This window comes from Pseudomonas sp. R1-6 (assembly GCF_051132115.1).
In the GTDB taxonomy this organism is placed as follows: domain Bacteria; phylum Pseudomonadota; class Gammaproteobacteria; order Pseudomonadales; family Pseudomonadaceae; genus Aquipseudomonas.
The window spans coordinates 923,339-950,153 of sequence record NZ_CP071662.1; the positions used below are offsets into that span (position 1 = coordinate 923,339).

The following is a 26,815-nucleotide window of genomic DNA, read 5'->3' on the forward strand; positions in this document are numbered from 1 at the left end:
GGATGCAACACCCGTGGCGAGGGAGCAAACTCCCTCACCGCTGAGTATGCGATAACAAAAAAGGCCGCGATCCATTGGATCGCGGCCTTTTTCACATCCAGATGATCACCTCAAACCGAATCCAGCTCCGGTTCATCGGCCTGGACGTTCATCGTGGCCTTCACGGCATCATGGCGACGAATGTATTTCCAGTCCGCCTCATCGATGTAGATGCCGTTCGGGCCGCTGCCGCCCTCCAGGTCGATGGCGACACTGGCGCAGACCTGTGGCTTCACGCTCGCCAGGATCGGCACGAAGCCCAATTGCAGACTGGTTTCCAGCAGTGCGGCCTGGTTCTTCTCGTCGATGTCCGCCGCTTCGTCCAGGTAGTACGGCAGGCGCACGCGGCCGGCCTGTTCACGGTCCATCAGGTGCAGCAACAAGTACATGTTGGTCAGCGCCTTGATGGTCATGGTAGTGCCGTTGGACGCCGCGCCGTCAATGTCGGTGTGGATCACCGGCTGGCCATTGACCTTGGTGATCTCGAATGCCAGTTCGAACAGGTCCTTGAGGCCGAGCTGGTTGTGGTTCGCCGCCACCAGTCGTGCCAGGTACTCCTTGGCTTCTTCGTTCTTGTTGTCCTGCTCGGCGCTCTGGCTGAGGTCGAACACCGACAGCGTCTCGCCTTCCTCGTACTGGCCGGCGCTGTGGATGATCTGGTCGATGTGCTTGAGTGCTTCCTTGTTCGGCGCCAGGACGATACGGAAGCTCTGCAGGTTGGACACCTGACGCTTGTTGATCTCGCGGTTGAACAGCGCCAGTTGATGCTCGAGGCTGTCATAGTCGCTGCGGATGTTGCGCAGGGTTCGGGCAATGTCTGTGACGGCCGCACGGCGCGCCTTGCCCAGGGTCAGGGCCTCGTCGGTGCGGTGGGCATAGGCGTTGATCAGCAGTTGCAGGCGCCGCTCCATGTCGTCTTCGCTGTCGAACTTGGCCACGCCCTTGAGGCGTACCTGGGCATACAAGGCCTCGATCTGACCGTCAACCCGCAGCAGCCCTTGCCAGCTGTCCTGGTAGTCGTTGAGCAGTGGCAGCAGGTTGTCCATGGAATCGTCGACCGGGTCCATGAATGGCGTACCGAACGGCAGGTCCGCCGGCAGCAACTGGCGACGGCGCAGGGCGTCGTCGAGGGTGCGCTGCTTGGCTTCCATGTCGGCGATCTGCCGGCCCACCAGTTGCAACTTGGCGGACAACTGCTGGACGCGCTCGGTGAAGGCATCGCTGGAGCGCTTGAGCTCATCCTGGGCGGCTTCCATCTGCGCCAGTTGCTCGAGCTTCTCGCCCTCTTCGGCACTCAAGGTCTGGGTGCGACGGAAGTCTTCCAGGGCTTTCTGTGCATCCAGCACTTGTTGGTACAGCGCCTCGGTCTGGGTCTTGCTTGCGGCGCGGTCGGCGGCCACGGCTTGCTGGGTCTTGAGCTGCTTGAGTTCTTTTTCCAGACGCTCTTTCTGATCCCGCAGCGCGGCACGGTCGGCCAGGGCTTGCAGGGCCGGCGGCTCGATGTGGGACAGGTCGATGGACAGGCCCGGCACTTCGAACCGCTCGCCCTTGAACCCGTCGAGGATCAGCTCCATGGACTTGACCCACTCGCCGTTCTCATCCAGCGCGATGCCATGTTCGCCCAACGGCAGGCTGAACAGGGCGCTGTTGAACAAGCGCATCAGGCGTTCCACGTCCTGCTGGGAGAACTCTTCGCGCAGGCGGGCGTAGCTGTTGTTATCGGCGTGGTCGAGTTGCTGCTTGACCGACTTGAGGCGTTTTTCCAGGTCCCGCAGGCGCTCTTCCAGGTCTTCGGCGCTGAATTGACGGGACTGGGCCAGGGCGCCGGCCAGTTCGTCGTGAGCGTCCTTGGCGGCGAGCAGTTGCTGCTCCAGGACCTTGGCGTCATCCACCAGGGCAAAGCGATGCTTGAGCACCGACAGCTCGCCTAGCCAACGCTGGATGCCGCTGATTTCCCGCTCCAGGCGCATCAGCTCCTGAGTGCCGCCGCGTTGGTCGTTCTGCAGCGAATCCTGCTCGTTGCGGTAATGCTCGGCTTGGATGGTCAGCTCTTCCTTGCGTGCACTGGCGTAATCCGACCAGGTGCCCAGAAGCGAGTCGAGCAGCGGCGAGAGGCGATGCAGTTTGCCCCGCAGGACATCGCGCTGCTTCACGCCATTGGCCAAGGCTTCCACCAGCGGACCGGCCGCCACGAGTGAGTTGTAGTCCTGCTCCATGCGTCGTACGTCGCGGAAGGCTTCTTCGCACGCCGCGATGTAGTCCACGCTGCCGGAGCGCAGGCTGTGCTCGAACGCATCGAGGAAAAGTTGTTTGAGCTTGGCCGCGGTGATTTCACGCATGTGCAGCAGGTTGATGAACAACGCGCGGAAGGTCTTGAGGCTTTGCTCGCTGGTGGAGCGAAGCGGAATCAGCGTCAGGTCCAGCGGAATCGAAGTGTGGCCGCCCACCAGCAGGCGACGCAGTTCATCCGGCTTGAGTTCGTAGGCTTTCAGGCCCTCGCGCTCCAGGTTGGTGAACAGTTCTTTCTGCCGCAGGCAGGTGTCGTTTTTCTGGTAATGAGCCAAGTCCAGTTTGCCGGCATAGGCAAAGAACTGATGGCCGAAACCGCCGCCAGGGCCGCGACCTACCACGCCAATCACGTGTGGGCCGTGGGGCAGGGCGACTTCCACCAGAATGTAGCTGGTGTCGGAGGCAAAGTAGAAGCGCCGGGATTGTTCCAGGCTGTACTTGCCGAAACTCATGTCCGACATGCGCGCCAGGATCGGAAACTGAAGGGCGTTGATCGAGGCGGATTTACCCAGGTTGTTCGCGCCGTACACCGACAGCGGTTCCTCCAGGGGGAACAGGCCGAGGCTGTAGCCGGCGGTGTTCAAAAGGGCAAAGCGGCGGATGCCGTAGCGTTCCTTGCTCATGCGTCGGTCTCCTGTTCTTCGGCAATGGCGCGGGCCAGTGCGTCTTCTTCGCTTTCTTCTTCACCGTCGAATTCACTGAGGTCCAGCGGGTCATCGGTCTGAAGCAGTTTTTCGTCGCTGTCTTCGTCGATCAGCACCGGCGCTGGCAGCGGCAACACGCTGTGCAGGCTGGCGGCCAGGTCGCGGTCCTGCTGGACCGACAGGCAGACGTCGAGGAAGCGATGCATTGGCGGCAGGAAGCGGTACACGCCGTTCTCTTCGCTGGCGAAACCCAGTTGGGTCATGCGGCGCATGATTTTTTCTTCCAACTCTTCCTGGGTCTGCACTTCGGCCTGGATGAACAGATCGCGGTATTTCTCCAGCAGCGAAGGCAGCTCATCACGGCCCAGGCTGCCACCGTCGAGCACGGCGATCGGGTCGCGGCCCTGGTCGGCCAGGTGCTCGACGAGGATGAAGGTAAACAGGGCCAGGCGCTGGGCGGTCTTGTTCACTGCCGCGGCGGCCAGGTCCGGCACGAAGTAATAGAACCCGCGGGTATCGCACACCAGCTCGAAGCCCAGGGCCTTAAACAGCGTGCGGTATTGATCCTGGAAGTTCGATAATTGGGCGTACAGCTCCGGGTCGCGGCGGCTGACGTGATAACCCTTGAACAGCTCGCGGAAGATCGGCGCCAGCTGGGACAGTTCGGATAGATCAAGATGCATGGGGGATGCTCGCAGAATCCTCGGCGGCGGTGTCGCCGGCCGAGAGCAGGGCGAAGGAGCGCAGGCTGACCTGATGCTCGTGAGTATGGTAGTCGCGGCGTTCCAGACGCTCGCGCTTGAAGCGTTTTTCCCGCGACAGACGCGAGAACCAGTACAGCAATTCGTCGGTGGCGCCGTCCGGTTCCTGCTCCAGCAGCCACGTCATCAGGTCCGGCATCGGCAGGGCGTCTTCGCAACGCTCGACCATCTCGCGCACGGTGCGTGGCGCACGCGGCGCATCGCCGCCCTTGTGGGTCTTGTGAGACTTGGGGAACCGCGCCGGTTTTGGTTCGAAGCGGGCCAGTGCATACACGTAGGCTTCGACCTGGCTGGCGCTGCCCAGGAAGGTGCTTTGCGGTCGGGTGAACAGCGGCATCGCCGCTTGCGGCACGGCATCGAGACCTTTACGGCGAATGGCGGCCAGGGCCAGGGCTGCGCCACGAGTCACGGCGTTGTGGCGGCGGGCCTCTTCGCGCAGCGGCAGCAGCAGCTCACGCGCATGGCGCAGGGTCAGCTGGGCGCTGGTCTGCATCTCCAGGATTCGCGCGTGAGTGCGCAGCAGCATGTCGTCGTCCACCAGGTGACCGAGGCGCTGCTGTTCGGTGAGCATGCGCAGCAATACATTCTCGACCTTGCGCACACCTTGCTCGAACGCGCCGTCGGCGTTCACCAACTGGATCATCGGCTCGACGTATTCGTCCCAGGTCGCCAGCACTTCGGCGTAGCGCTGGCGCAGCGGGATCTGCCGGTCGCTGGTCTTGGCCCGTTCGGCGACGGCGACCAGCGCCTGTTCGTCGTTGGCGAGCTTCTTGAGAACGTCGCGCACGCGCATGTCCAGTAGGCGCAACTGGCGGGCGAGGTCGTTGCCGTCGCGCACATCGAAGGCGTCCTGGATATAGCCGGCCAGACGCTCGAGGTGGCGCAGGTAGGCTTCGATTTCCAGGCACAGGCCCAAGCGGTGTTCGCGGCGCAGGTAGGCGAGGAAATCGTGGATCTGGGCGTTGAGCTCGAAGCGGTTCGGGCTTTTCGCTACCGGTACGAGGATGTCCAGGCGGATCCACACGTCCAGCAGATGGGTGATGTCCTGGGGCGTGCTGTCCAATTGTTGGGCGGCCAGCTGTGAACGCAATTCGTTGAGGCTCAGGGTGCCCTGGTCGAAATGCTCACACAAAGGTTCCAGCAATGCCCAGTGTTCAGCGAGGGCGCGCAAGACGCGCTTGGGTTCGATCATCGCAATGGCCGTCGGGTTGGCAATTAAAAGCGGCGATTGTACTGCATCGGGCCGGTTGCGATTCACCCCCGAGACGGACTGTCGTCGCGTATTGATCAACTAATCCACCGACAGGGAAGCGGTCCGCGCCGAAGGGCGGTAGAATCGCTGCCACTTTCAGTTATCCCCAAGTGGCCGACCTTTGCTTATCGAGTCCCGTCGCCGCGCTTATCTGACCGCCATGCAGGTGGTCAATTGGCTGCCGCGTACCGAATTGCCCTTTGCCGCGCCATCGCGGCCTGAGCTGTTGGAAACGCCGGAGCCGGTGGAAATCGCGCCGCCTCACGCAGCGCCCGTAGCCAAGGCTGCCGCCGAACCGGTTGCGCCTGCCGCTGAACGGCCGAAAATCGAAGTCCTGCGTCCGAGCCTGGCCTCGACCCGTACGAATGCCAAACCGGTAGAAGAGGCCGACGTAGCGCCGGCCCCGATCAAGGTCGCCCACGTGCCGCCGCCGCGCTTCGCCCTGCAATTGCTGCGGGCCGGGCGTTGCCTGTTGCTGGTGGAGTTACCCACAGGCGAGCCGTTCCAAAGCCGCGATCCCGCTTACCTGTTGCTCAAGGACATGCTGCGCGCCGCTGGCCTGCCGGACAGCCCGCAGATCATTGGCGAACCGGTGCGCTGGCCGTTGTTGTCGCGGGGCACGATGGACCAGGGGCCCGAGGCGGCTCGGGATTTCGTCCAGGGATTCGTCTCGGCGCGGCTCGAAGACGAACCGTGTGTGTGCTTGTGGCTGGTTGGCCTGCCCGCGGTGAAATTCGCTGGCGAGGCGGACTTCGACGCGTTCTACCGTGAATTGCAGGTCGAAGGCCTGGGCTCTGCCTGGGCGTTGCCGGGGCTTGAATCGTTAATGGAAACGCCACAGCGCAAGGCTGAAGTCTGGCAAGCCATGCGCCGGCTGATGGCGCGCTGGAAAGAATCGAATGAGTGACGCTGTATCGTTCCGCCCGATGACCGAGGCGGACCTCGACGCTGTGCTGAAGATTGAATACGCGGCCTATAGCCACCCGTGGACCCGCGGGATATTTCTTGATGGGCTGGGCAAATACCAGATCTGGCTGATGTTCGAAGGCCAGCAGCAGGTCGGCCATGGGGTGGTGCAGATCATCCTGGATGAGGCGCACCTGCTTAACATCACCGTCAAACCGGAAAACCAAGGGCGGGGCTTGGGCCTGCGGCTGTTGGAACACCTCATGTCGATTGCCTACAAGGCCGAGGCGCGTGAGTGCTTCCTGGAAGTGCGCGACAGCAATCGCACGGCGTTCCGACTGTATGAGCGCTATGGCTTCAACGAGGTTGGGCGGCGCCGCGACTATTACCCTGCCGTGGGTGGGCGCGAGGATGCGGTGGTCATGGTGTGTACGCTGGTGGATTGAATCGACTGGTCTGCGGTCATCGCGAGCAGGCCCGCTCCCACAGGGTCAATGGGCGTTCCCAGAACCTGAGAGCACAAAACCACTGTGGGAGCGGTGGCGTTACCGGTCAGCGCTTGCCGTCGAGCGGATCGATATCGGCCATTTCCGCTTCGTCCAACCCGTCGCCTCCACCTATATCGTTTTCTCCAACGATGCTCAGGTCCCAATCGGCCTGCTCATCCTCGCCGGCCTCGCGGGCGTCCCGGGCACCGTCTTCGTGGATCAAGGTTTCGGGGCTCATGTCATCATCGGTCGGCTGGCGGTCTTCCATCGAGGCCCCTGTCATGCCCGCTTCACGCACGCGTTCATCCGGCATCAGTTGCTCGCGTTCTTCCTCCGGCAATTCATCGCCGATCCTGGCGTCGTATTCATCGTCATCGAATTCCAGCTCACGCATCGAGCCCATGCGGTCTTCGTTGTCGTCGATGGGTTCCGGTTGCACCGCATCGTAGGGACGTCGTGAATCATTCATGGCAATTCCTCATACTGTGGGCCTTACTAAGAGTCGACCGACTGTGGGGCCAGGAATTCCAATGCATCGCCGACGTGACCTCGACCGGCGGTCGTCTGTCACAGTTGGGCACTCTCTATCGAGGCTGGACAGCATGAATGAATTACAAGATCTGATTGATAACAACGCGCGCTGGGCCGATGCGATCAAGCAGGAGGATCCTGACTTCTTCGCCAAGCTGGCTCGTCAGCAGACCCCTGAATACCTGTGGATCGGCTGCTCCGATGCGCGGGTACCGGCCAACGAAATCGTTGGCATGTTGCCGGGTGATCTGTTCGTGCACCGCAATGTCGCCAACGTCGTACTGCACACTGACCTGAATTGCCTTTCGGTCATCCAATACGCAGTCGACGTGCTTAAGGTCAAGCACATCCTGGTGACGGGTCACTACGGCTGCGGCGGCGTGCGTGCTTCGATGCAGGACCGCCAACTGGGCCTGATCGACGGCTGGCTGCGCTCGATTCGCGATCTGTATTACGAGCATCGCGATGCCTTGGCCAAGCTCCCCACCGAAGAAGAACGCGTGGACCGTTTGTGCGAGCTCAACGTGATCCAGCAAGTGGCGAACGTGGGCCACACCAGCATCGTGCAGAACGCCTGGCACCGTGGGCAGAAGTTGTCGATTCATGGCTGCATCTACGGCATCAAGGACGGCCGCTGGAAAAGCCTGGACACCACGATCAGCGGCTTCGAGCAACTGCCGCCGCAGTATCGACTACGTCCGGTCGACGCGCCCTGAGGGCAACCTCTAGTCGCGATGACAACGGCGCCGCCAGTGCCGCAAAAATTCCATTCCTCGCTCATTCGGCGATTCGTCATAGCCAGTGATCCAGCCGTGGCAGTTGGATGAACCGCACCGGCAGGCGAATTGCCGATACAGCTTGCGTTCAGTACTGGCGTAGTCCATCGCCAGGCGGTCGCCTTCACGGATATCCGTCAGGGACCACAGCCACAATTCGCTCATGTCCAGGAAGACATTGGGATTGCAGGAGTGCAGCAGCAATCCGGCGAAGTGTGGGTCGTACATGTGGACATCCGGCAGAAGCTGCAATGTGTGCAGGCGTCGGCGGCTGATCAGCAGCCCCGATACCCTGCACATCCGCGTCATGGGGGCGAATGGCTTGCGGGCGATGATCCCATTGCCGCGACCGGCGTTGGTCTGGCGCACTTCAAAATCGCGCACCGAGGGATAGCCCTGGCGAGGGCTGAATTGTTTTCCCGGATAGATGCAGTCCCGGGTCTTTGAATCGACGCAATTGTCGATGAATTCGATCATGACCGTCCTTGTCGGTGCTGGACACTCGACTTTTCAGCGCTGGCCTCCAGCCGGCGGCGGTTAAAAACTCCGATAGCTTCCTCCAAGCCGTGATGCGTATCTACTGTCGACTCTGACAGGTGCCATAAGCGCTTTCCCGTGTGAGCGCAGGCTTACACGGGAAAGGTTCGTCAGGGTTTATACGGCTTCGGCCGGTAAGGGCATGGGCACTTTCAACTGCTGCAGTTGCGATTTGACCGGTGGTGTTTCGCACTTCTTGTCTGCGTCCACCTCGCTCAGCTTGCGAACCGAGGTATAGAACAGCTCGCAAGTCTGCTCTTTTTGCGTGACCTGCCACGTCTGGGTGCATTGGCTCAGCAATGCGCTCGGGTCGGTACCTGGCTTGCTGCCCATTCCGGCCTGCCAGCATGCAGCGCTCAGGTCCTGGCCCATGACTTTCAAGCCCGCGGCATCGGCCTTGGCCTGGTCGCCGTCATAACTGTCCGGATCGGCTGCGTACCAGATGTAGCTGGGGTGGTTGGAGCCCAGCACCGGAACCTTGGCCCCCGGCGCAGGCTCGATGGTCGCCAGGCCGAGTACCGCCACGGTCTGGCCGTATTGGGTCTTGATCCAGTCCCGGACGGGCGCTCCGAAAGCCACCATCGGCAGCGACGCCCCGCTGGCGTTCCGAGTGACTTCCTTGACCATGGTGGTCTGGTAATCGTTGAAATAGCTATACAGGCCGGCGAGTGTACTGCCCGCATTGGACGGCGCCGCAATGGGCGCGATGTCGATGATGGTCTGGTAAGCAGGCGTGTCCCCGGCGGCGATGCCGTTGGCGGTCAGCAGCGTGGCCCAGCGGTCGGTGGTGGCCGACTCCAGATAATCCTGGGCCTGGGTCAGCGAATAATCCGGCGGGAAGTGCAGCAGCTCGACGCTCTTGCGGTTCTCCAGCGCCATGCCCAGGGGCAGGAACAGGTACCAGTTGTAGGCCCATTTTTTATCGGTGTTGAGTTTCGTGGCGCCGTTATAGGCGAGGTCGCCGGCGTTGAGCAAGGCGGCCAACGGTTGGCCATAACTCTTCGGCACGCCGCTGATGTTGGCGTAGACGGTGCCGTTGTCGCTTTTGACCTCGACTTTGGCCGCGTCGTAGCCGTCGCGCTGGACGCTTTGCGTCAAATAATGCTCGACGGTCTGCTCGAGTGTCCAGTTGCGAAAACAGATGACATTGCAGTTGTTGGGGTAAGCGAAGAGGCGGGTGACGCGTTCGGTGCTGCCAAGGTTGACACCGATGTCGGCGGCTTGGGCGGTGGCGCTCAAGGCCAAGGCGGCGATAGGAAGTACGGCGAGTTTGAACATGCTCAGATCCTTTTCAGCGTGGGCCCTTGGAAACAGGGTGTATCCATACTGAGACAGACGGAGCCGAAGAAGAAGTGGGCCGATGGAAAAATCGGCCCTTTTTTATGGCTTTATGGCATTACTGGCGGCAGGTAGGTCAGCGTGGTCCCCAGGGCCCACAGCAGCACCAATACCAGCGGCGTGTGAACCAGCAACTGCACGAAAGAGAATCCGATCAAGTCCCGCGCTTTCAACCCCAGAACGCCCAGCAACGGCAGCATGTAGAACGGGTTGATCAGGTTCGGCAGTGCTTCGGCGGCGTTATAGATCTGCACGGCCCAGCCCAAGTGGTAGTTCAGGTCGTTGGCCACCTGCATGACATAGGGCGCTTCGATGATCCACTTACCGCCGCCGGAAGGAATGAAAAAGCCCAGCACCGCCGAGTAGACGCCCATCAACAGGGCGTAGGTGTCATGGGAGGCGATTTGTACGAAAAAGGTAGAGATATGGTGTGCCAGCGTCTGCGCATCGCTGCCCTTGACGGTGGTCAACAGTGCGGCAATCGATCCGTACAACGGGAACTGGATCAGCACGCCGGTGGTGGTTGGCACGGCGCGGGCCACGGCATCGAGAAAACTGCGTGGCCGCCAGTGGAGCAAGGCGCCCAACATAATGAACAGAAAGTTATAGGTGTTGAGCCCGGAAATGGCGCTGATGGCCGGCTTGGTCGAAAACTCATGGAACAGCCAACCAGCGGCGAGCAGCACCAATGCAATGGTCAACAGCGGGCTGTGCTCCAGCCATTCCCCGGGGCGGGTGCGCGGTTGCAGCGCCGGCATGCTGAAATTGGGGTCGATCCCGCAGGCGGCGGCGTCACGGGCGCTGTTGGGGCCCGGCGCGGTGGCATACGCGATGATCACCGAGATCACGATCAGCGCCAGCAGCATCACACCGGACTGCCAGAGGAAAATCGTCTGGGTAAAAGGGATGACGCCGGTAATCGACAGGATCGATGGCGGCAGGCTGGCCGGGTTGGCTTGCAATTGCGCGGCCGAAGAAGACAACCCCAGCGCCCACACCGCGCCCAGGCCCAGGTAAGCGGCAGCGCCAGCGGCGCGATAATCCATCTTCAAGTCGGCGCGCCGGGCGAGGGCACGCACCAGCAGGCCGCCGAACACCAGCGACAGCCCCCAGTTGAGCAGCGATGCGACCATGGAGATCACGGCCACCCACGCCACCGCGGAGCGGCCATTGCTGGGAATGCGCGCCAGGCGGTCGATCAGCTTGACGGCTGGAGGCGAGCTGGCCACTACATAACCGCCAATCACCACGAACGCCATTTGCATGGTGAAGGGAATCAGGCTCCAGAACCCATCGCCGAAAGCCATGGCTGCGGCAGTGGGCGTGGCGCCAATGAGCTGCGTCGCCAGCGCGACCACCAGCACCGCCAGCGCGGCAAAGACCCAGGAGTCGGGGAACCAGCGCTCGGCAAAACTGGAACAGCGCAGCGCGAAGCGGGCGGAACGGCTGTCTTCAATGTCAGTGGTCACGGCAATTACCTCGGGTTTTTATGATTATCGGTATCTGGAGCGACGAAGCATCGGCGGTCGGGCGCCAATATTGGAACATTCCAATGACCGTGGGAGACGGACCGGCGTTCGGAGTCCGACGTGATTTTTTTCAGACCGAACACCGGCGCTCTTCAGAAAAAAATCCTTGGGCCGATGGCAAGGAACAGCAGTAATTCTCCTGCCTGCCGGAGCTTGCCATGTTCAACAATCGCCTGAAGCAGGAGCTGCTCGCTCTTCGCCAAGAACTCTCCAGTCTCATGCAGATAAAAGAGAGCCTTGATCGCGAAATGCTCGGTTTGACCCTCGATGCTGAGGGGAGGATACAGTCGGTCAACCAGAACTTTCTCGATGACATGCGTTACAAGAGCCAAGACCTGATTGGCCGTTCTGTCGAGGAACTGGTACCGGCTTACCTGAAGTCCAATGAATTCCAGGCGCGCTTCAAGACCGCGCTGACCCGTGGCGAGCATTTTTCCGGCGCCGTGCGCCTGATGCGGGGCGACGGCAAAGAGGCCTGGCTGCGCTCGATCCTCCAGCCCATACGCAATGCCGAGGGGCGAATTCGTTCTTTTTCGATGTACTCCAACGACCTCACTCGCACCATCGAAAACTCCCGCGAGCATGAGAACCTGATAAGTGCCCTGGTGCATTCGACGGCGGTAATCGAGTTCGACCTGGGTGGCCATGTATTGACGGCCAATGACCGTTTCCTCAATGCGATGGGTTACAGCCTCGCGCAGATCAAGGGCAAGCATCACCGTACGTTTTGCGAGCCTGAGCAATACAACAGCGCGACCTACCAGCAGTTCTGGAAGCGTTTGAACAGCGGCGAGTTCGTTGCCGGGCGCTTCAAGCGTATCGACAGCAGCGGTCGCGAGGTGTGGCTGGAAGCTTCCTATAATCCGGTGGTCGATGCCAACGATCGCCTGTACAAGATCGTCAAGTTCGCCACCAACATCACCGACCAGGTCAAGCAGGAAAAAGCCGTTGCCGCGGCCGCCAACATCGCCTACAGCACTTCCCTGCAAACCGATAACAGCGCCCAGCGCGGCACCACCGTCGTGACCCAGGCCGTGGACGTGATGCGCGACCTGGCCCGGCATATGCAGACCGCTGGCCAGGGTATCGAGGCACTGAACGAACAGTCGCTGGTCATCGGAACCATCGTCAAGACCATCAGCGGCATCGCCGAACAGACCAACCTGCTGGCGCTCAACGCCGCAATCGAGGCTGCCCGGGCCGGTGAACAAGGGCGCGGATTTGCGGTGGTGGCCGATGAGGTCCGGCAACTGGCGTCGCGTACCAGCCAGGCAACCGATGAGATCGTCGGCGTCGTTCGCCAGAACCAGGACATGGCTCGCAATGCCGTGGCGCTGATGACCGACGGCCAACACCAGGCTGAACAGGGCCTGGCCTTGGCGGCCGAGGCGGGAACGGTAATCGTCGAGATCCAGGACGGCGCGAAGAAAGTCGTGGACGCGGTGAGCCAGTTTGCCAATCAGTTATCAACATAAGGGCGGTTTATTGTTGTTTTTTACAAATTAATTATCGTATTTCGATAATTTTAAGGCTATGTTCTGTGCTCCTTTCGTTCTGTTGGAGCCTCACATGGGTTCGAATCGCCTAGCTGTTTATAGTCAACGCATGGCTGCCATCACGCTGATATTCATTGCGGCCATGATGGCCATCAATGCCCTGGTCTGGGTGTTTCCTGATATCGAGTCGCAGTACGGCCTGGGCTTTGCGTTGACTCAGCGTCAGTTGTCCAGCCTGTCAGGGGAGGCGACCTTGTTGACTGGTTGGCAGAGCCTCGGCGCGATCTTCTTATCGAGTATCCCTCTGCTGGCGCTGACAGTCGGGCTGGTCAATCTGCGACAGCTCTTCAAGCGCTATGCGCAGGGGCAGTATTTCTCCGGCGAAGCCGCCATTGCACTGGGCAAGGCCGGCCGCGCAGTGGCATTGTGGGTGCTGCTGGATTTCCTGTGCGAACCTTTGTTGAGCCTGCTGCTCACCATCAATGCGCCCGTTGGCCAGCGATTGCTGAGCTTGAGCATCACCGCGCCGTCCTTCGTCGCTTTGTTTCTGGCGGCGTGCATTGCGATCATTGCCCGGATATTGTCCCAGGCCGCTGAAGTCGATTCAGAAAACCGAACTTTCGTTTGAGATACCCATGCCTATCGTGATTCAACTTGATGTGATGCTGGCGATGCGCAAGGTCAAGTCCAAGGATCTTGCCGCCGCCATTGGCATCACCGAGGCCAACCTTTCCCTGTTGAAGCAGGGAAAGGTCAAGGGCATACGTTTGGCGACCCTGGAAGCCATCTGTGACTATCTGCACTGTCAGCCGGCCGACCTGCTGGTTTACCAGCCGCGAAGCGAATCCGATCAGTCGCCCAGCGCTTGACCTTCACGCCTTGGATCGGCCCCGCCAGCCAGCGAGGATTTCCCTTGGCCATCACGCACCCGGATGATCGCCTGGGTGCCGCTGGTCATGTCGATTTCGCCCACTGTGTGGCCTTTGTCTTTCAACGCCTGGACCAACGCCGGGCTGAATTGCCCCTGTTCCAGTTCGGTGGGGCCATTGCGGCTGCCGAAGTTGGGAAGATTGATGGCGGCTTGCGGGTCCAGGTCCCAATCCAGCAGGCCGATGACGGACTTGGCGACGTATTCAATGATCTGTGATCCACCTGGGGAACCAACCGCGGCCAGCCATTCGCCGCTCTGGCGATCAAAGATCAGGGTCGGAGCCATGGACGATCGCGGGCGTTTGCCGGGCTCGACGCGGTTGGCGACTTTGCGCCCGTTCTCTTCGGGTATGAAGGAAAAGTCAGTCATCTGGTTGTTGAGCATGAATCCCTGCACCATCAAGTGCGAACCAAACGCTGACTCCACCGTGGTCGTCATCGACACGGCGCCGCCCTGGTCATCCACGGCCACTACTTGCGAGGTGGAAATTCGCAGGGGCGAGCGATCCGGCGCGAAGGCCATCTGGATGCCCGGTGGTGTTCCCGGCTTGGCAACGCCCATGCTGCGAGGGCCGATGAGGCCTGCGCGGCTCGCCAGATACGTGGGGTCGACCAAGCCTTTGACCGGCACGGGGACAAAATCCTGATCGGCAACGTAAAGGGCGCGATCAGCGTAGGCCAGGCGCTCAGCCTCGGAAATCATGTGCACGGCTTCGGGCAAAGGCTCGATACCAGCGGGCTTCGTGGATTTGATCGGTTTCAATGCCGCGAGGGCGGTTTGGCCGTCGCGCTGTTCCAGGTTCTCCAACGTTCCGAGGATCTGCGCCACGGCAATCCCGCCGGAGGAGGGCGGCGCCATGCCACAGACTTGCCAGCGTTTGTAGTCGGTGCACAACGGCGCGCGCTCCCGGGCGGCGTAACCTTTGAGGTCGCTCAACGACAGACTGCCCGGATTGGCGTGGCTTTGGACCTTGGCGACAATTTCTTCAGCAACGGGCCCTTCGTACAAAGCATTGGGGCCTTCGTTGGCAATACGCTTGAGGACGCCCGCCAGTGCCGGATTTTTAAGCAGGGTGCCCACTGCCTTGGGGCTGCCGTCGGCATTCAGGAAATAGGCGGCCATGTCGGGCGAGCCGGGTAAAGAGGCATCGGCGGCAATCATCGAGTGAAGTCGAGGCGAAATCCTGAACCCCTGTTCCGCCAATACAATTGCCGGCTCGAACAGTGTCGCCCACTTCAGGCGGCCATGTTTGCGATGGGCCAGCTCCAGGGCACGCAACACGCCCGGTGTACCCACGGAGCGGCCGCCGATCTGCGCGGCGGTAAACGGCATCGGTTTGCCATCGGCCTGGATGAAGAGTTTTTCGGTAGCACCGGCCGGCGCCGTTTCGCGGCCGTCGTAGGTGCGCACCGCCTTGCCGTCCCATAGCACAATGAACGCACCTCCGCCGATGCCGGAAGACTGCGGCTCCACCAATGTCAGCACTGCCTGCATGGCAATTGCCGCGTCGATGGCCGACCCGCCGCGCCGGAGCATTTCCCGGCCGGCTTGCGCGGCAAGCGGGTTTGCCGCGGCGGCCATGTGTTTGTCGGCATGACGTGTCTGTAGATCGGTGCGGTAGCCGGAAGCGATTTCCGGAGCCGTGGGCAAGGCAGAAGCGGACGTGGAGGAGGGCGGAGCCTTGCAGGCGACGAGTGCCAAGGCGATAGCCAGCAGGGAAACGGCTGACAGGCGATGAAGTTTCGATTTGAGATCTGAAAGCACGTGTCGCTCCGTCCATGGGCCAAGGATATTGAGATCGACTGTAGCGATACGAGGCGTGGGGCGCAAATCGACGGGGGGCGGCGATTCGGCTTCGCCCCCACAAGACGTCAGGCGTTCTGCGCCTGGAGAAAAATAGAAAACAGCTCGGACTGGGACTTGATCCCCAGTTTGCTGTACATATGTTTTTTATGGACTTTTACGGTTTCGGCGGAAATTTCCAGCTTGCGAGCGATTTCCTTGCTGGAGCAACCGCTGAGCATCAAGCGCCCGACATCCAGCTCCCGTGCGGTCAATTGCGCGCCTTTGAGCTGCTGGACTGACGCTTCCAGCTGCACGCGCCAATCGGCTTGCGGCGGTGCTGGTGCAAGGGCCACCACTTCGTTGATTTCGTAAGGCAGGCGCTGGCGCAACAGGCCGAGCACCCAGGGCTGGATGAGTGACAGCAAGGCAGTCTGCTCGCCACTGAACCGCTGCTTGCTGCCCAGCGACAGGCAAAGCGTGCGGTCGCCTTCGAGCTGGCAATTGAATTGGACCTCATCGGACACCACATTCAGGCGGAAGTAACGCTGGTAGTACTCGGTCAACTCGAAATGTTCCGGTGCGACTTCCGACAGGCGATACAGCCCGGTGCGCGACTGCTCGCGACAGGCGATGTAGAACGGATCGAGCAGATACAGGCCGCGCAGATAATCCTGGAACAATTGATCCGGACTGCCGTCCGCACCCGGGCACTCTGCGAATACCTGCGGGCGCTGGTCGGCGCTGAAAAGCAGTGCCACCCAACTGTCGAAAGGTACGTATTGATCGAGCAAACGGACCAGCTGCGTCCAGAAATTAGGCTTGTCCAAGGCGTCGATCAGTTGCCCGACCGAGCGGTGCCACGCGATGTCGTCTAACGAAAGTGTCATGCCTCTACCCCTATCGGGTTACCCCAGCGGCGTGATTTCCCGCCGTGGGCCTGCTGCGCATACTGGCTCACAGACACCGACCGGGCAATCTTTCAGCCCGCCTGGTTTGAACAAGGAATACCCATGAAAGTCGAACTCGCCCAGTTGGCGGGCCGTGATAACGACACGGCCTATAACCTCGAACGCGCCCTTCAGGCGATTGCCGCCTGTGCGGCCGATACGCAGTTGATCGTATTTCCCGAAACGCACCTGATGGGCTTCCCATCGCTTGAGACAGTGGCAGAAACCGCTGAGCCATTGGATGGCCCGACTGTCAGCGCGGTGCTTGCTGCGGCCCGGGAGCACAACATTGCCGTGGTCATAGGCGTGGCCGAAAACGACCGTGGCCGCTTCTACAACACCACGCTGCTGATCACCCCGCAGGGTATCGCGCTGAAGTATCGCAAGACCCACCTCTGGGCGTCGGACCGCGGTGTGTTCGAGGCCGGCGACCGTTACGCCACGTGTGAGTGGAACGGTGTGCGCGTTGGTCTGCTGATCTGCTACGACATCGAGTTCCCGGAAACCGCCCGAGCCCTGGCGCAACTGGGGGCCGAACTGCTGATCGTCACCAACGGCAACATGGACCCCTACGGGCCGACTCACCGCACCGCGATCATGGCTCGCGCCCAGGAAAACCAAGCGTATGCGCTGATGGTCAATCGGGTGGAAGAAGGGGATGGCGGGTTGGTGTTCGCAGGCGGCAGTGCGTTGGTGGACCCGCTGGGCACGCTGTTGTTCGAGGCCGGGCGCGAAGAAGGGCAGTTTGCGGTGGAATTGGACCTGAACCAACTGACGGCGGCGCGGCGTGATTATCGCTACCTCGATGATCAGCGGCTGAAGATGCCGGGAGAGATTGTCGAGCATCCCTATGGATTGCGAGAGCTGTTGATTCCTTCGCGTTGATCCTGAATCTGTGTCGTCAGGGCTTGCCCGCGAAGAGGCCCTGACAAGCAACATGTTTGCGTTGAAAAAAAACAGAACAAGAACCTAACACCCGAAATTGCGCCGAACTCGGCTCTGCCATAAATCTAATAATTCGGAGTAGTCACTCATGGCTCATTTGCAACGCACCCTGTCATTGGGGTCGGTGGTGCTGTTCGGCATCGCCTATATGACACCGATCATTGTCCTTGGCACTTTCGGTATTCTCGCTCAATCCACCTCCGGCATGGTCCCCGCCGCTTACCTGGCAGCACTGGTGGCGATGTTCTTCACCGCGATGAGCTACGGCCGAATGGCCGCGGCGTTCCCTGTCGCCGGTTCGGCCTACAGCTATGTCCGCAAGGCGATCAGCCCGAAACTCGGTTTCATCGCCGGTTGGGCGGTATTGCTCGATTACCTTTTCTTGCCCATGGCCATCTGGCTGATCGGCGCGGCCTACCTTCATTCCGCATTCCCGACCGTGCCGCAGTGGCTCTGGGTGCTGGTCTTCATTGGCATCACAAGTGCGATCAACATCGTCGGTCTGAAACTGGCCAACGGCATCAACGCGCTGTTGATGCTGGTGCAATTCCTGGTGCTGATCGCCTTCGTTGCGTTGTGCGTTCATTATGTTGGCGGGGATGCGAGCACACCGTTATGGTCGGTCGAGCCATTTTTTAACGGTGACATGCAGATGCCATTGATCATGAGCGGCGCAGCCATCGCCTGTTATTCATTCCTGGGGTTCGACGCGGTCAGTACCCTGACCGAAGAAACCCGCGACCCGCGCCGTACCATTCCACGAGCGATCATGCTGATTACCCTGGTCGGCGGATTGATCTTCGTCAGCGTGTCGTACTTCGTGCAGATCGCCCATCCGTCGTCCCAGTTCGACAGTGTCGACGCGGCGGCCTATGAAATTGCCCGCAATATCGGTGGCGACCTGTTCGTATCGATCTTCCTGATCGGCCTGATCGTTGGCCAATTCGCGTCGGGGCTGTCGGCCCAGGCCAGCGGCTCCCGGCTGTTGTTCGCCATGGGCCGAGATGGCGTACTGCCGAAATCGTTCTTTGGCGCCTTGCATGAACGCTTCGGTACGCCGGTCAACAGCATTCTCTTGTGCGCCGTGGTCGCGTTGCTGGCGCTGAAACTGGACGTCACCACCTCAACCTCGTTCATCAACTTCGGCGCGTTCCTGGCATTCAGCCTGGTGAACCTGTCGGTGATTTTTCACTACTGGATCGGCGCGCAGAAGAAAGGGCTGCGTGAATTCGTGTTGTTCCTGCTGTTCCCGTTCGTTGGTCTGGCGGCTGATGTATGGCTGATGGTCAGCCTCGATCACTTGGCGATCTACCTTGGCCTGAGCTGGCTGGCGATTGGCTTGGTGTATCTGGCGGTGCTGACGGGAGGCTTTCGTCGCCAGCCACCGGAGATGGATTTCCAGGAAGCCACATAAATCACTACGCCCCGTGGGAATAGCTGAATCTTGCGGGGGCATTCAGGGAGATATACCCAGAAACAAGAAAGCCCGCACTAGGCGGGCTTCTTGTTGTTCAAAGACATTCAGGAACATCTTTGAACAGGACTTGGTGGCTACACAGGGACTTGAACCCCGGACCCCAGCATTATGAATGCTATGCTCTAACCAACTGAGCTATGTAGCCAAGTGGCGCGCATTATTCGCTGGTAACGAAGATGTGTCAAGCGTAAATCCAAAATATTTCTCTGCACTTTCAACCGCTTAACCATCCTCGTCGCCGATGTGCGTCAACTGAGCTGAAATCTCCCTGTGTTCGCGCTCAAGGCCTGGCTGCCTTGGCTCAAGGTGTCCGCCGCCACGTTCACCGCGCGGGCGCCTTCCAGCAGGCGCATGGCCGCTTGATCGACCTGCTGGATATTGCCGCTGACCTCGTCGGCTGTGCTGGCCTGCTCATCCACCGCGGTGGCGATTTGCGCCAGGGTATCGGTGACGCTCTGTACGGCGCTGGCAATTTCCCCCAGACGCTCGCCAAGGCCGGTCACGGCTTGCGCGTCGGTCTGGGCCTGGCCGCACGCCGCTTCCATCAGGCTGACGGCTTCGTTGACCGTGGCGCGCAGGCTGTCGACGGTGCCGGCGATCTGTTGGGTGGAGGACTGGGTACGTTGCGACAGGCTGCGCACTTCATCGGCCACCACGGCAAAGCCCCGGCCTTGTTCACCGGCGCGGGCGGCTTCGATGGCGGCGTTGAGCGCCAGGAGATTGGTCTGCTCGGCCACGCCGCGAATGGTATCGACCACCAGCTGGATCTGTTGGCCCTGCTCGCTGACCCGGCCCAAGGCGGCGGCGGTTTCGTTGAGCCGCTGGTTGAGCTGCTGAATGCTCGCCGTGGTGCGCAGGCTGTCGCGGCTGCTGTCGGCGGCGATGCGGCGGGTCTGTTGGGCGCTGTCTGACGCCTGTTCGCAACTTTTCGCAACGCCTTGGGAAGTTGCGGCCAGTTGCGTCGCGGCGGCGGCGATCTGGCTGATTTGCATCTGCTGAGCCTCGACTTCGCCCAAGGCGCCGCTGGAATGTGTATTGAGGGTGCGCACGGCGTCGCTCAGTTGCAGCGTTTCGTGATCCACGCCCAGCAGGCTGGTGCGCAACTGCACCACGGCGACATTGAGCGCGGTGCTGATAGCTGCCAGCTCATCACGCCCTTGTACCGGAACTTGCAGGCTCAAGTTTCCGTCACGCAGCGCTTCAGCCAGCAGGGTAATGCCACTGGCGCTGCGGCGGATGGAAGCTTGCAGACAGACGAACAGGTACAGCGCCGCCAACAGCAGGCATCCCAGCACCGTGGCCACCAAGGTGAACTGGCGGATCGCCGAGCCGTGGTAATGGTCCAGCCGCGTGTCCAGTGCGACCAGCGATTGTTGTCGCAGGGTCGCCAGGTCTCGGAGAAGGGCGTCCATGTGTTTCTCGAACGCTTCCGGCTTGAGATTGATGGAGCCGCCGAACACGCCTTCATCCAAGATTTTCAAGCCGGCGTCCAAGTGCTTGAGGCTGCCCTGGAATTGTCCAGCCCAGGATTGCAGTTCGCTGGGCAAGCGTGTTTCCAGCAACGCACCGGTCTTGACCAACTGATCCCGGGCGTCGCCGATGCGGCTGCGCAAGTCACGCAGTTGCAGGCGGCTCTGCAAAGTGAATTGGCCTGACACCACCGAGGCCTGGCCAACGCTGGCCAGGCGGCCGACACGTTCGATCAGCTCGGGTGTCTGCTGGGTCGAAATCTGGGTGAGCAGGTAGGTTTCCAGCCAGGAGGCGAGCGTCAGGCGATTGTCCATGACCATCTGTTCGCGCAACGCTTGCAATGCGCTGAGGGCAGCGGTGAAACGATCATAGCCATCCGGCCACCAACCCACGGCGCCCAGGCTCTTGGAATCCAGGCCGTTGAGGCTGGTCTGCAAGGCCTGGTAGCGGGCGAGGGTGTCGGCTTCGACGCCCTCGGCCTGCAAGGTCGCGCCAAGATCGTTGGCGACCTGGTTGAGCTCCGGTTGTACCGCATCGAACGCGGCCATGGCGGCGATCGTCGCAGGGGTGGGTTGTCGATTGGTCTCCGTGGCCCGCCAGCGCGCCGCGCGATTACGCTGGGCGGCGAGCAGGTTGTCCAGGTTATCCAGGGCGAGCAACTGGCGTACGCCGGCGCGCTCTCCGGAAATCAGGTTGAGTTTGTCCCGGTAGTCCTGGCCGATGAGCCACAGGCTGCCCATGAGCGGCAGGATGAACAAAAGGAACAACAACTGGAATTTACGGGCGAAACCAAAATGCCCCAGCAACCGGATGCCCGGTGATAGAAAAGCCTGCATGCCCATACTCCCCTGAACACCCTTGCACTTTTTTTGTGCGTTTTTACACAAGTGCCGAAACGGGTGCTCTTTCAAAAGGCCTCGAAAGCTTGTCCAGGCCGGCTCTGTAGGCCTGCTCTGTAGCGAAACTTCCCATTCTCGGTCCCCTTTGTAAGGGGCCGCGTCGTAAGACTTTTACAAGGCAAGATTCAGACCATGGCGTTGCGCTATCACCTTGTTTGCCGACTATTTTTTATCGGTCGATAGCAAGCTAAGGGGATAGCCTTGTCGCACTGAAAAATGGCACATTGGCGAACCTTGCCCATGTGCTCCCACCTGCCGTCTGGAAACTTCCCATGGCTATCAGCAATACTCCGGCTGACGCGACGCCCATTGGCGCCACGCCCCAAAGCAGTCCTTTGGTCATGCGCATCATTGGTGCGGTGGCGTTGGCTCATCTGATCAACGATCTGATCCAGGCTGTGCTGCCGTCCATCTATCCGATGCTCAAGGATAGCTATGGCCTGACGTTTACCCAGGTCGGCCTGATCACCCTTACGTTCCAGTTGACCGCATCTTTGTTGCAGCCTTGGGTCGGCTATCACACCGATCGGCACCCGAAGCCCTGGCTGTTGCCGGCCGGAACGGTGTGCACGCTGATCGGCATCGTGATGATGTCCATGGTCGGCAGCTTTGCCATGATCCTGCTGGCGGCGGCCTTGATCGGTATCGGCTCGTCGACTTTTCACCCCGAGGCATCGCGAGTGGCGCGACTGGCTTCCGGCGGTCGTTACGGCCTGGCGCAATCGACTTTCCAGGTGGGCGGAAACGCCGGCTCCGCATTCGGCCCGCTGCTGGCCGCAGCGATCATCATTCCCTACGGTCAAGGCAATGTGGCCTGGTTCGGCTTGTTCGCGCTGTTTGCCTTGTTCGTGCTGTACCGCATCAGCCGTTGGTACGCCAATCACCTGAACCTGTTCAAGCTCAAGCAAGGCCAGGCGGCGACGCATGGCTTATCCAAGGGGCGGGTCCTGAGTGCGTTGGTGGTGCTTGGCCTGTTGGTGTTCTCGAAGTATTTCTACATGGCCAGTTTCACCAGCTATTTCACCTTCTACCTGATCGAAAAGTTCGACCTGTCGGTGGCATCTTCCCAGCTGCACCTGTTCCTGTTCCTTGGCGCAGTGGCGGCGGGAACCTTCTTCGGCGGCCCTATCGGCGACAAGATCGGACGCAAGGCGGTGATCTGGTTCTCGATTCTGGGTGTGGCGCCATTTACGCTGATCTTGCCTCACGTGGACCTGCTGTGGACCAGCATCCTCAGCGTGGTGATCGGCTTCATCCTGGCGTCGGCTTTCTCCGCCATCGTGGTGTATGCCCAGGAGCTGGTGCCGGGCAACGTTGGGATGATCGCCGGCGTGTTCTTCGGGTTGATGTTCGGCTTCGGTGGGATCGGCGCCGCGCTGCTGGGGCATCTGGCGGACATCCGGGGTATCGAATACGTGTATTGGCTGTGCTCGTTCCTGCCGTTGTTCGGCGTGTTGGCGATTTTCCTGCCAAGGACCAAAAGGGCCTGAATCGAACATTCCGAGCCCCGTTTCAACGCAGTATGGGCCAGCGCGGATACCTTTCGTACAGAGCTTCGGTCAATCCATCAGGCATTTTTGCTCTCGACCCCGGATGGGGTCGATGTACCGTTTATCGTTGTCCCTGAGCCATGAATGAACTTGCCGCTCTTTGGTGTTTCCGACGCAAAGAGCCTGTTCCAGTCAATTGGCTCCAACAAGAAGCCACCGGTCATGGTTATGACCGAGGCAGCGTGCAAAGCGTTGTCGCTCTACCAGGTGACGAAACTGGCATTTCTTTTAAGGGACTAAACCATGGCAACCGTCGATAACCCGAACCTGAATTCCCATACCGTAAGAACCGGCCCCGGCACTGTCCAGGTCGACCTCACCGGCCAGCTAGATGATGCCCAGAGCATCATTATCCAGCCGGACGGCAAGATACTGATTGGCGGCTATACCGAGTACCTGGCATGGGGCTACCCCGGGGCGCCAGGTGAGGAAAGCTACGGCTACGAGCAGAACCATTCCGTTATCCGCCTGAATGCGGATGGCAGCCTGGACACCCGCTTTCATGAAGGTGGCGTCGATACGATACCGACCACGACAGCCCCAGCGTCCCGCTATGAGTTAACGGCGGTGCAGGCCGATGGCAAGGTGCTCGTCGCTGTGGCGCTGAACACCGGCATACAGGTGGAGCGCTACAACAGTGACGGGACGCGCGATGTCGGCTTTGGTCAGAACGGTGTCATGACGGTCGACATCAGCCATGATTTTAAGGATATCGACCTGACGGTCAATACGGACGGCACCTTTCAGGTCAGTGCCCGCGGGTTTGACCAGGCTTCCGTGACCAAGGCTGGCAATGACGGCAGCTTGCTCGACGGCTTTGGTCACAACGGCGTGCTCACCGTCGACATTTACGAAGACCCGTTTTTCAACGGAGGGATCTCCACTGCGGTGTTGGCAGATGGAAGTGTCGTGGTCGGGGCTGCCTACAATGCCGCCGGCATGGGCGATCCGACGTTCGCCTTGCAGCGTTTCAACGCCGACGGCCAGTTGGATACCCGTTTCGGTGACGACGGCGTCCTGCATTTGAGCGCTGCCATGGGGTTTGGCGAAGACTCGGTGGTCACCGTGCAGGCTGACGGAAAGATCATCGTGATGGGGCATGGCGAGGGCGATCGCCTGGCTACCGTGGCGCGGCTCAACGCTGACGGGTCATTCGACAGTAGTTTCGGCAGCAATGGCTCGGTGACCTTCGAGGCCGACACGCCGGTGGCTTTGACGGTGCAAGCCGATGGCAGGATCTTGGCTGCCGGCACGAACAACGGAGATTTCAATGTCATCCGCTTGAACGCCGACGGTAGCCTGGACTCAAGCTTTGGCAGCCAGGACGGCAAGCTCCATATGGAGGGGTACGCCGGCGAGGAAATCTTGCGGGGCACCGATGCCGCCGAAATCATCCACGGCCTGGCGGGCGATGATGTGCTCCACGGCGACGGCGGGCGTGATGTGTTGCAAGGTGGCTCAGGCTCGGACATCTTCCGTTTTACCGAACTGGGCGACAGCTTCCGCACCGCCACGCTGAACAGCAGCGACCGAATCCAGGACTTCGATGTCTCCGAGGACCGCATTGACCTGATCGGCCTGGGCTTCACCGGTATTGGCGATGGCCATGACGGTACCTTGGCCATCCAGGCCAGCGCGGACGGCACCCGCACCTACCTCAAGAGCTTCGACGCCGATGCTACCGGGCAACGTTTTGAACTGACCTTGGATGGCAATCTGGTCGGGCAATTGAACAACACGAATCTTGTGTTCACAGCGCCCACGCTTGAAGGGGAATCTACCAACGATACGATTACCGGTTCTGCCTTGTCGGAAATCATCCATGGCCTGAACGGCAATGACCGTATCAACGGCGGCGCCGGAGCGGATGTCATCATCGGCGGCGCGGGCGCCGACCGTCTCAACGGTGGGGACAGAGCCGATACTTCGTTGTGGACGGACAATCGGGAAAACGCCGACGTGTTCCGCTATCTCTCCATCGAGGACAGCTACCGTACCGACAACCAGAGCTTTGCCGACCTTATCGAAGGCTTTACGGTTGACGACAAGATCGATGTGTCGGCACTAGGCTATACCGGCTTCGGAGAGGGTACGGGCACTACGCTGAAGTTGGTCTACAACGAGGCATTGGACCGCACTTACCTGAAGGATGCGCAAGCGGACGCGCAAGGCCATTCGTTCCAGGTTGCGCTGGCCGGGGACTGGCGGGAAAGCCTCGGCGAAGACAACATGGTCTTTGCTCCCACAGCGGCTCCCGACGCCCAACTAGGCCTGATCGGGGTGGCGCCAGACGTCGATCAATGGCATTTGTTAAGTTGACGCCCATAAAAAAACACCGCGTGACAGTCACTGCCACGCGGTGTTTTTTTCATTTCAGACGTTGAAGCGGAAGTGCATCACGTCGCCGTCCTGGACGATGTATTCCTTGCCTTCCAGACGCCACTTACCGGCTTCCTTTGCGCCAGCTTCGCCCTTGTACTGGATGAAGTCGGCGTAGGCGATGACTTCGGCGCGGATGAAGCCCTTTTCGAAGTCGGTATGGATGACGCCAGCGGCTTGCGGGGCGGTGGCGCCCACGCGAACGGTCCAGGCGCGGACTTCTTCGACACCGGCGGTGAAGTAGGTCTGCAGGTTGAGCATTTCGTAGCCAGCGCGGATCACCCGGTTCAGGCCAGGCTCTTCCAGGCCCAGGGCCTCGAGGAACATGTCCTTCTCTTCGCCATCGTCCAGTTCGGCGATTTCCGCTTCGATCTTGTTGCAGACCGGAACGACCATGGCACCTTCTTCCTCGGCGATGGCACGGACCACGTCCAGATGCGGGTTGTTCTCGAAACCGTCTTCGGCGACGTTGGCGATATACATGACCGGCTTGGTGGTCAGCAGGTGGAAGCCCTTGATCACCAGCTTCTCGTCGGTGCTCATGTCCTTCATCAGGCTACGCGCGGGCTTGCCCTCGGTGAAGTGAGCGATCAATCGCTCCAACAGGCCTTTCTGGACGACTGCATCCTTGTCGCCACCCTTGGCGTTGCGGGCAACCTTCTGCAGTTGTTTCTCGCAACTGTCGAGGTCGGCGAAGATCAGTTCCAGGTCGATGATCTCGATGTCGCGTTTCGGGTCGACGCTGTTGGAAACGTGGATCACGTTCTCATCTTCGAAGCAGCGCACCACGTGGGCGATGGCATCGGTTTCGCGGATGTTGGCCAGGAACTTGTTGCCCAGGCCTTCACCCTTCGAAGCACCGGCCACGAGGCCTGCGATGTCGACGAACTCCATGGTGGTCGGCAGGATGCGCTTGGGATTGACGATGGCCGCCAGTGCGTCCAGGCGCGGATCGGGCATCGGCACGATGCCGCTGTTCGGCTCGATGGTGCAGAAGGGGAAGTTCTCGGCCGCGATACCGGATTTGGTCAGGGCGTTGAACAGGGTGGACTTGCCGACGTTAGGCAGGCCGACGATGCCGCAATTGAATCCCATGGTGTTTCCCCTCGGATAAGTGTCAGGCCTTCTGGCTGTGCAGGTTTTTCATCGCGCGGTTCCATTCACCGGCGAGGATATCCGGCAGCACGCCGAGGGCAAAGTCGATGCTGGCATCGAGTTTTTCCTGTTCGGCGCGAGGCGCGCGACCCAGGACAAAATTTGAAACCATACTGGCAACGCCCGGGTGGCCGATGCCGAGCCGCAGGCGGTGAAAGGTATTTTGATTGCCCAGTTGCGCAATGATGTCGCGCAACCCGTTGTGACCGCCATGGCCGCCGCCCTGCTTGAGCTTGGCAACGCCCGGAGGCAGGTCGAGTTCGTCATGGGCCACCAGGATTTCTTCAGGCTTGATGCGAAAGAAACCGGCCAACGCCGCCACGGCCTGGCCGCTGCGGTTCATATAGGTGGTGGGAATCAACAGGCGAACATCCTGACCCTGGTGTGAAAAACGCCCGGTCAGGCCAAAATATTTGCGATCGGCGGCCAGGCTGACGCCTTGGGCGTGCGCGATGCGCTCAACAAAAAGGGCCCCTGCGTTATGCCGGGTCTGTTCGTATTCGGCGCCTGGATTTCCCAGGCCAACGATCAGTTTGATGGCAGTCACGATAGGGGCCCTTCCTGGAGTGGTGGTTAACATGTCGCGGTCAGACGGTGTGGCGACAACGAACGAAAATTGCGGATCTACCGTTAAGTAAACTTCGCGTTCTTGCCCGTTGTCTCGCTACGTTCCAGTCCGCGATGTTTCCGG

The 26,815-nt window shown here is 60.5% G+C and carries 22 protein-coding genes, 1 tRNA gene and 2 pseudogenes; 12 read left to right on the forward strand and 13 right to left on the reverse strand.

The genetic code is table 11. The annotated features are described in order from the left end of the window. Positions 1 to 110: 110 nt before the first annotated feature. Genes mksF through mksB form a run of 3 tightly spaced genes read right to left on the reverse strand, consistent with a single transcriptional unit; the run spans position 111 to position 4,925 of the window. The gene (mksF, locus tag J3P81_RS04295; RefSeq protein ID WP_434562300.1) at positions 111 to 2,951 is read right to left on the reverse strand and encodes an Mks condensin complex protein MksF; all 2,841 of its coding nucleotides are present in this window, start codon (positions 2,949 to 2,951) and stop codon (positions 111 to 113) included. Next, on the reverse strand, positions 2,948 to 3,655 hold the full coding sequence (gene mksE / locus J3P81_RS04300) for an Mks condensin complex protein MksE (protein WP_181289764.1): 708 nt from the start codon (positions 3,653 to 3,655) through the stop codon (positions 2,948 to 2,950). The genes mksF and mksE overlap by 4 nt, the downstream gene beginning before the upstream one ends. Continuing rightward, on the reverse strand, positions 3,645 to 4,925 hold the full coding sequence (mksB, locus tag J3P81_RS04305; protein WP_434562302.1) for an Mks condensin complex protein MksB: 1,281 nt from the start codon (positions 4,923 to 4,925) through the stop codon (positions 3,645 to 3,647). Before mksB ends, mksE begins: the two co-directional genes overlap by 11 nt. A gap of 181 nt (positions 4,926 to 5,106) precedes the next feature. Here mksB and J3P81_RS04310 point away from each other — a divergent pair, with 181 nt between their 5' ends. Both J3P81_RS04310 and rimI read left to right on the forward strand, forming a co-directional pair. Beyond that, complete coding sequence (locus J3P81_RS04310; protein ID WP_434562304.1) at positions 5,107 to 5,892, forward strand: energy transducer TonB; 786 nt, start codon at positions 5,107 to 5,109, stop codon at positions 5,890 to 5,892. Next, complete coding sequence (rimI, locus tag J3P81_RS04315; protein ID WP_420764047.1) at positions 5,885 to 6,337, forward strand: ribosomal protein S18-alanine N-acetyltransferase; 453 nt, start codon at positions 5,885 to 5,887, stop codon at positions 6,335 to 6,337. Before J3P81_RS04310 ends, rimI begins: the two co-directional genes overlap by 8 nt. Before the next feature lie 106 nt (positions 6,338 to 6,443). On the opposite strand, the gene J3P81_RS04320 is transcribed toward rimI, so the two are convergent. Continuing rightward, positions 6,444 to 6,848 (reverse strand): serine kinase/phosphatase, encoded by a 405-nt coding sequence (locus tag J3P81_RS04320; protein WP_434562306.1) that lies wholly within the window; start codon positions 6,846 to 6,848, stop codon positions 6,444 to 6,446. A gap of 133 nt (positions 6,849 to 6,981) precedes the next feature. Here J3P81_RS04320 and can point away from each other — a divergent pair, with 133 nt between their 5' ends. After that, positions 6,982 to 7,626: a carbonate dehydratase gene (gene can, locus J3P81_RS04325; RefSeq protein ID WP_039594546.1), complete on the forward strand. Its 645-nt coding sequence runs from the start codon at positions 6,982 to 6,984 to the stop codon at positions 7,624 to 7,626. Positions 7,627 to 7,635: 9 nt separating this feature from the next. On the opposite strand, the gene J3P81_RS04330 is transcribed toward can, so the two are convergent. The 3 genes from J3P81_RS04330 to J3P81_RS04340 all read right to left on the reverse strand — a co-directional run bounded on the left by J3P81_RS04330 (position 7,636) and on the right by J3P81_RS04340 (position 11,030). Further along, positions 7,636 to 8,163, reverse strand: coding sequence for a lysine methyltransferase (locus J3P81_RS04330; RefSeq protein WP_420764049.1), 528 nt, complete (start codon positions 8,161 to 8,163; stop codon positions 7,636 to 7,638). Positions 8,164 to 8,340: 177 nt separating this feature from the next. Then, positions 8,341 to 9,501, reverse strand: coding sequence for a hypothetical protein (locus J3P81_RS04335; RefSeq protein ID WP_434562308.1), 1,161 nt, complete (start codon positions 9,499 to 9,501; stop codon positions 8,341 to 8,343). A 110-nt stretch (positions 9,502 to 9,611) separates the two neighbouring features. Beyond that, a complete protein-coding gene (locus J3P81_RS04340) occupies positions 9,612 to 11,030 on the reverse strand; it encodes a short-chain fatty acid transporter (protein ID WP_434562310.1) in 1,419 nt (472 codons plus the stop codon). A 374-nt stretch (positions 11,031 to 11,404) separates the two neighbouring features. Here J3P81_RS04340 and J3P81_RS04345 point away from each other — a divergent pair. The 4 genes and pseudogenes from J3P81_RS04345 to J3P81_RS04360 form a co-directional block, all read left to right on the forward strand. After that, positions 11,405 to 11,977 (forward strand): annotated as a pseudogene (locus J3P81_RS04345) (PAS domain-containing protein); the annotation flags it as partial. A gap of 156 nt (positions 11,978 to 12,133) precedes the next feature. Next, positions 12,134 to 12,565: pseudogene (locus tag J3P81_RS04350) on the forward strand (methyl-accepting chemotaxis protein); the annotation flags it as partial. Between the two features lie 130 nt (positions 12,566 to 12,695). Next, on the forward strand, positions 12,696 to 13,214 hold the full coding sequence (locus J3P81_RS04355; RefSeq protein ID WP_434562312.1) for a DUF2975 domain-containing protein: 519 nt from the start codon (positions 12,696 to 12,698) through the stop codon (positions 13,212 to 13,214). 7 nt (positions 13,215 to 13,221) lie between these two features. Next, positions 13,222 to 13,455, forward strand: a complete 234-nt coding sequence (locus tag J3P81_RS04360; RefSeq protein ID WP_434562314.1) for a helix-turn-helix domain-containing protein — start codon at positions 13,222 to 13,224, stop codon at positions 13,453 to 13,455. Here the strand turns inward: J3P81_RS04360 and ggt are convergent. Both ggt and J3P81_RS04370 read right to left on the reverse strand, forming a co-directional pair. Next, entirely contained in the window at positions 13,437 to 15,281 is a 1,845-nt protein-coding gene (gene ggt / locus J3P81_RS04365; RefSeq protein ID WP_434562316.1) for a gamma-glutamyltransferase, read from the reverse strand. The genes J3P81_RS04360 and ggt overlap by 19 nt on opposite strands. A 107-nt stretch (positions 15,282 to 15,388) precedes the next feature. After that, positions 15,389 to 16,189, reverse strand: a complete 801-nt coding sequence (locus J3P81_RS04370; RefSeq protein WP_420764055.1) for a helix-turn-helix transcriptional regulator — start codon at positions 16,187 to 16,189, stop codon at positions 15,389 to 15,391. Positions 16,190 to 16,312: 123 nt separating this feature from the next. Between J3P81_RS04370 and J3P81_RS04375 the strand changes: the two genes are divergently transcribed. Both J3P81_RS04375 and J3P81_RS04380 read left to right on the forward strand, forming a co-directional pair. Beyond that, a complete protein-coding gene (locus tag J3P81_RS04375; protein WP_434562318.1) occupies positions 16,313 to 17,134 on the forward strand; it encodes a carbon-nitrogen hydrolase family protein in 822 nt (273 codons plus the stop codon). A gap of 148 nt (positions 17,135 to 17,282) precedes the next feature. Then, positions 17,283 to 18,608 carry an APC family permease gene (locus J3P81_RS04380; RefSeq protein ID WP_434562320.1) on the forward strand — a complete coding sequence of 442 codons (1,326 nt, stop codon included), beginning with the start codon at positions 17,283 to 17,285 and terminating at the stop codon, positions 18,606 to 18,608. A gap of 131 nt (positions 18,609 to 18,739) precedes the next feature. Here the strand turns inward: J3P81_RS04380 and J3P81_RS04385 are convergent. Both J3P81_RS04385 and J3P81_RS04390 read right to left on the reverse strand, forming a co-directional pair. Further along, a tRNA-Met gene (locus J3P81_RS04385) sits at positions 18,740 to 18,816 on the reverse strand. Positions 18,817 to 18,919: 103 nt separating this feature from the next. Further along, a complete protein-coding gene (locus J3P81_RS04390; protein WP_434562322.1) occupies positions 18,920 to 20,977 on the reverse strand; it encodes a methyl-accepting chemotaxis protein in 2,058 nt (685 codons plus the stop codon). A 335-nt stretch (positions 20,978 to 21,312) separates the two neighbouring features. Between J3P81_RS04390 and J3P81_RS04395 the strand changes: the two genes are divergently transcribed. The 3 genes from J3P81_RS04395 (at position 21,313) to J3P81_RS04405 (ending at position 24,909) form a co-directional block, all read left to right on the forward strand. Beyond that, positions 21,313 to 22,530 (forward strand): MFS transporter, encoded by a 1,218-nt coding sequence (locus J3P81_RS04395; protein WP_434562324.1) that lies wholly within the window; start codon positions 21,313 to 21,315, stop codon positions 22,528 to 22,530. Between the two features lie 144 nt (positions 22,531 to 22,674). Further along, the gene (locus tag J3P81_RS04400) at positions 22,675 to 22,830 is read left to right on the forward strand and encodes a hypothetical protein (RefSeq protein ID WP_420764060.1); all 156 of its coding nucleotides are present in this window, start codon (positions 22,675 to 22,677) and stop codon (positions 22,828 to 22,830) included. A 3-nt stretch (positions 22,831 to 22,833) separates the two neighbouring features. Beyond that, the gene (locus tag J3P81_RS04405; protein WP_434562326.1) at positions 22,834 to 24,909 is read left to right on the forward strand and encodes a calcium-binding protein; all 2,076 of its coding nucleotides are present in this window, start codon (positions 22,834 to 22,836) and stop codon (positions 24,907 to 24,909) included. A 54-nt stretch (positions 24,910 to 24,963) separates the two neighbouring features. On the opposite strand, the gene ychF is transcribed toward J3P81_RS04405, so the two are convergent. Then, on the reverse strand, positions 24,964 to 26,064 hold the full coding sequence (ychF, locus tag J3P81_RS04410) for a redox-regulated ATPase YchF (RefSeq protein ID WP_434562328.1): 1,101 nt from the start codon (positions 26,062 to 26,064) through the stop codon (positions 24,964 to 24,966). A 22-nt stretch (positions 26,065 to 26,086) separates the two neighbouring features. After that, positions 26,087 to 26,671, reverse strand: coding sequence for an aminoacyl-tRNA hydrolase (gene pth / locus J3P81_RS04415; protein WP_003185374.1), 585 nt, complete (start codon positions 26,669 to 26,671; stop codon positions 26,087 to 26,089). Positions 26,672 to 26,815: the final 144 nt, after the last annotated feature.

Coding starts and splice junctions, on each gene's coding strand:
- J3P81_RS04405 (WP_434562326.1), top strand. CDS start 22,834: ATGGCAACCGTCGATAACCCGAACCTGAATTCCCATACCGTAAGAACC.
- mksE (WP_181289764.1), bottom strand. CDS start 3,655: ATGCATCTTGATCTATCCGAACTGTCCCAGCTGGCGCCGATCTTCCGC.
- J3P81_RS04320 (WP_434562306.1), bottom strand. CDS start 6,848: ATGAATGATTCACGACGTCCCTACGATGCGGTGCAACCGGAACCCATC.
- mksF (WP_434562300.1), bottom strand. CDS start 2,951: ATGAGCAAGGAACGCTACGGCATCCGCCGCTTTGCCCTTTTGAACACC.
- J3P81_RS04360 (WP_434562314.1), top strand. CDS start 13,222: ATGCCTATCGTGATTCAACTTGATGTGATGCTGGCGATGCGCAAGGTC.
- J3P81_RS04375 (WP_434562318.1), top strand. CDS start 16,313: ATGAAAGTCGAACTCGCCCAGTTGGCGGGCCGTGATAACGACACGGCC.
- J3P81_RS04400 (WP_420764060.1), top strand. CDS start 22,675: ATGAACTTGCCGCTCTTTGGTGTTTCCGACGCAAAGAGCCTGTTCCAG.
- J3P81_RS04380 (WP_434562320.1), top strand. CDS start 17,283: ATGGCTCATTTGCAACGCACCCTGTCATTGGGGTCGGTGGTGCTGTTC.
- J3P81_RS04390 (WP_434562322.1), bottom strand. CDS start 20,977: ATGCAGGCTTTTCTATCACCGGGCATCCGGTTGCTGGGGCATTTTGGT.
- ychF (WP_434562328.1), bottom strand. CDS start 26,064: ATGGGATTCAATTGCGGCATCGTCGGCCTGCCTAACGTCGGCAAGTCC.
- J3P81_RS04370 (WP_420764055.1), bottom strand. CDS start 16,189: ATGACACTTTCGTTAGACGACATCGCGTGGCACCGCTCGGTCGGGCAA.
- J3P81_RS04355 (WP_434562312.1), top strand. CDS start 12,696: ATGGCTGCCATCACGCTGATATTCATTGCGGCCATGATGGCCATCAAT.
- J3P81_RS04330 (WP_420764049.1), bottom strand. CDS start 8,163: ATGATCGAATTCATCGACAATTGCGTCGATTCAAAGACCCGGGACTGC.
- can (WP_039594546.1), top strand. CDS start 6,982: ATGAATGAATTACAAGATCTGATTGATAACAACGCGCGCTGGGCCGAT.
- J3P81_RS04335 (WP_434562308.1), bottom strand. CDS start 9,501: ATGTTCAAACTCGCCGTACTTCCTATCGCCGCCTTGGCCTTGAGCGCC.
- J3P81_RS04395 (WP_434562324.1), top strand. CDS start 21,313: ATGGCTATCAGCAATACTCCGGCTGACGCGACGCCCATTGGCGCCACG.
- mksB (WP_434562302.1), bottom strand. CDS start 4,925: ATGATCGAACCCAAGCGCGTCTTGCGCGCCCTCGCTGAACACTGGGCA.
- rimI (WP_420764047.1), top strand. CDS start 5,885: ATGAGTGACGCTGTATCGTTCCGCCCGATGACCGAGGCGGACCTCGAC.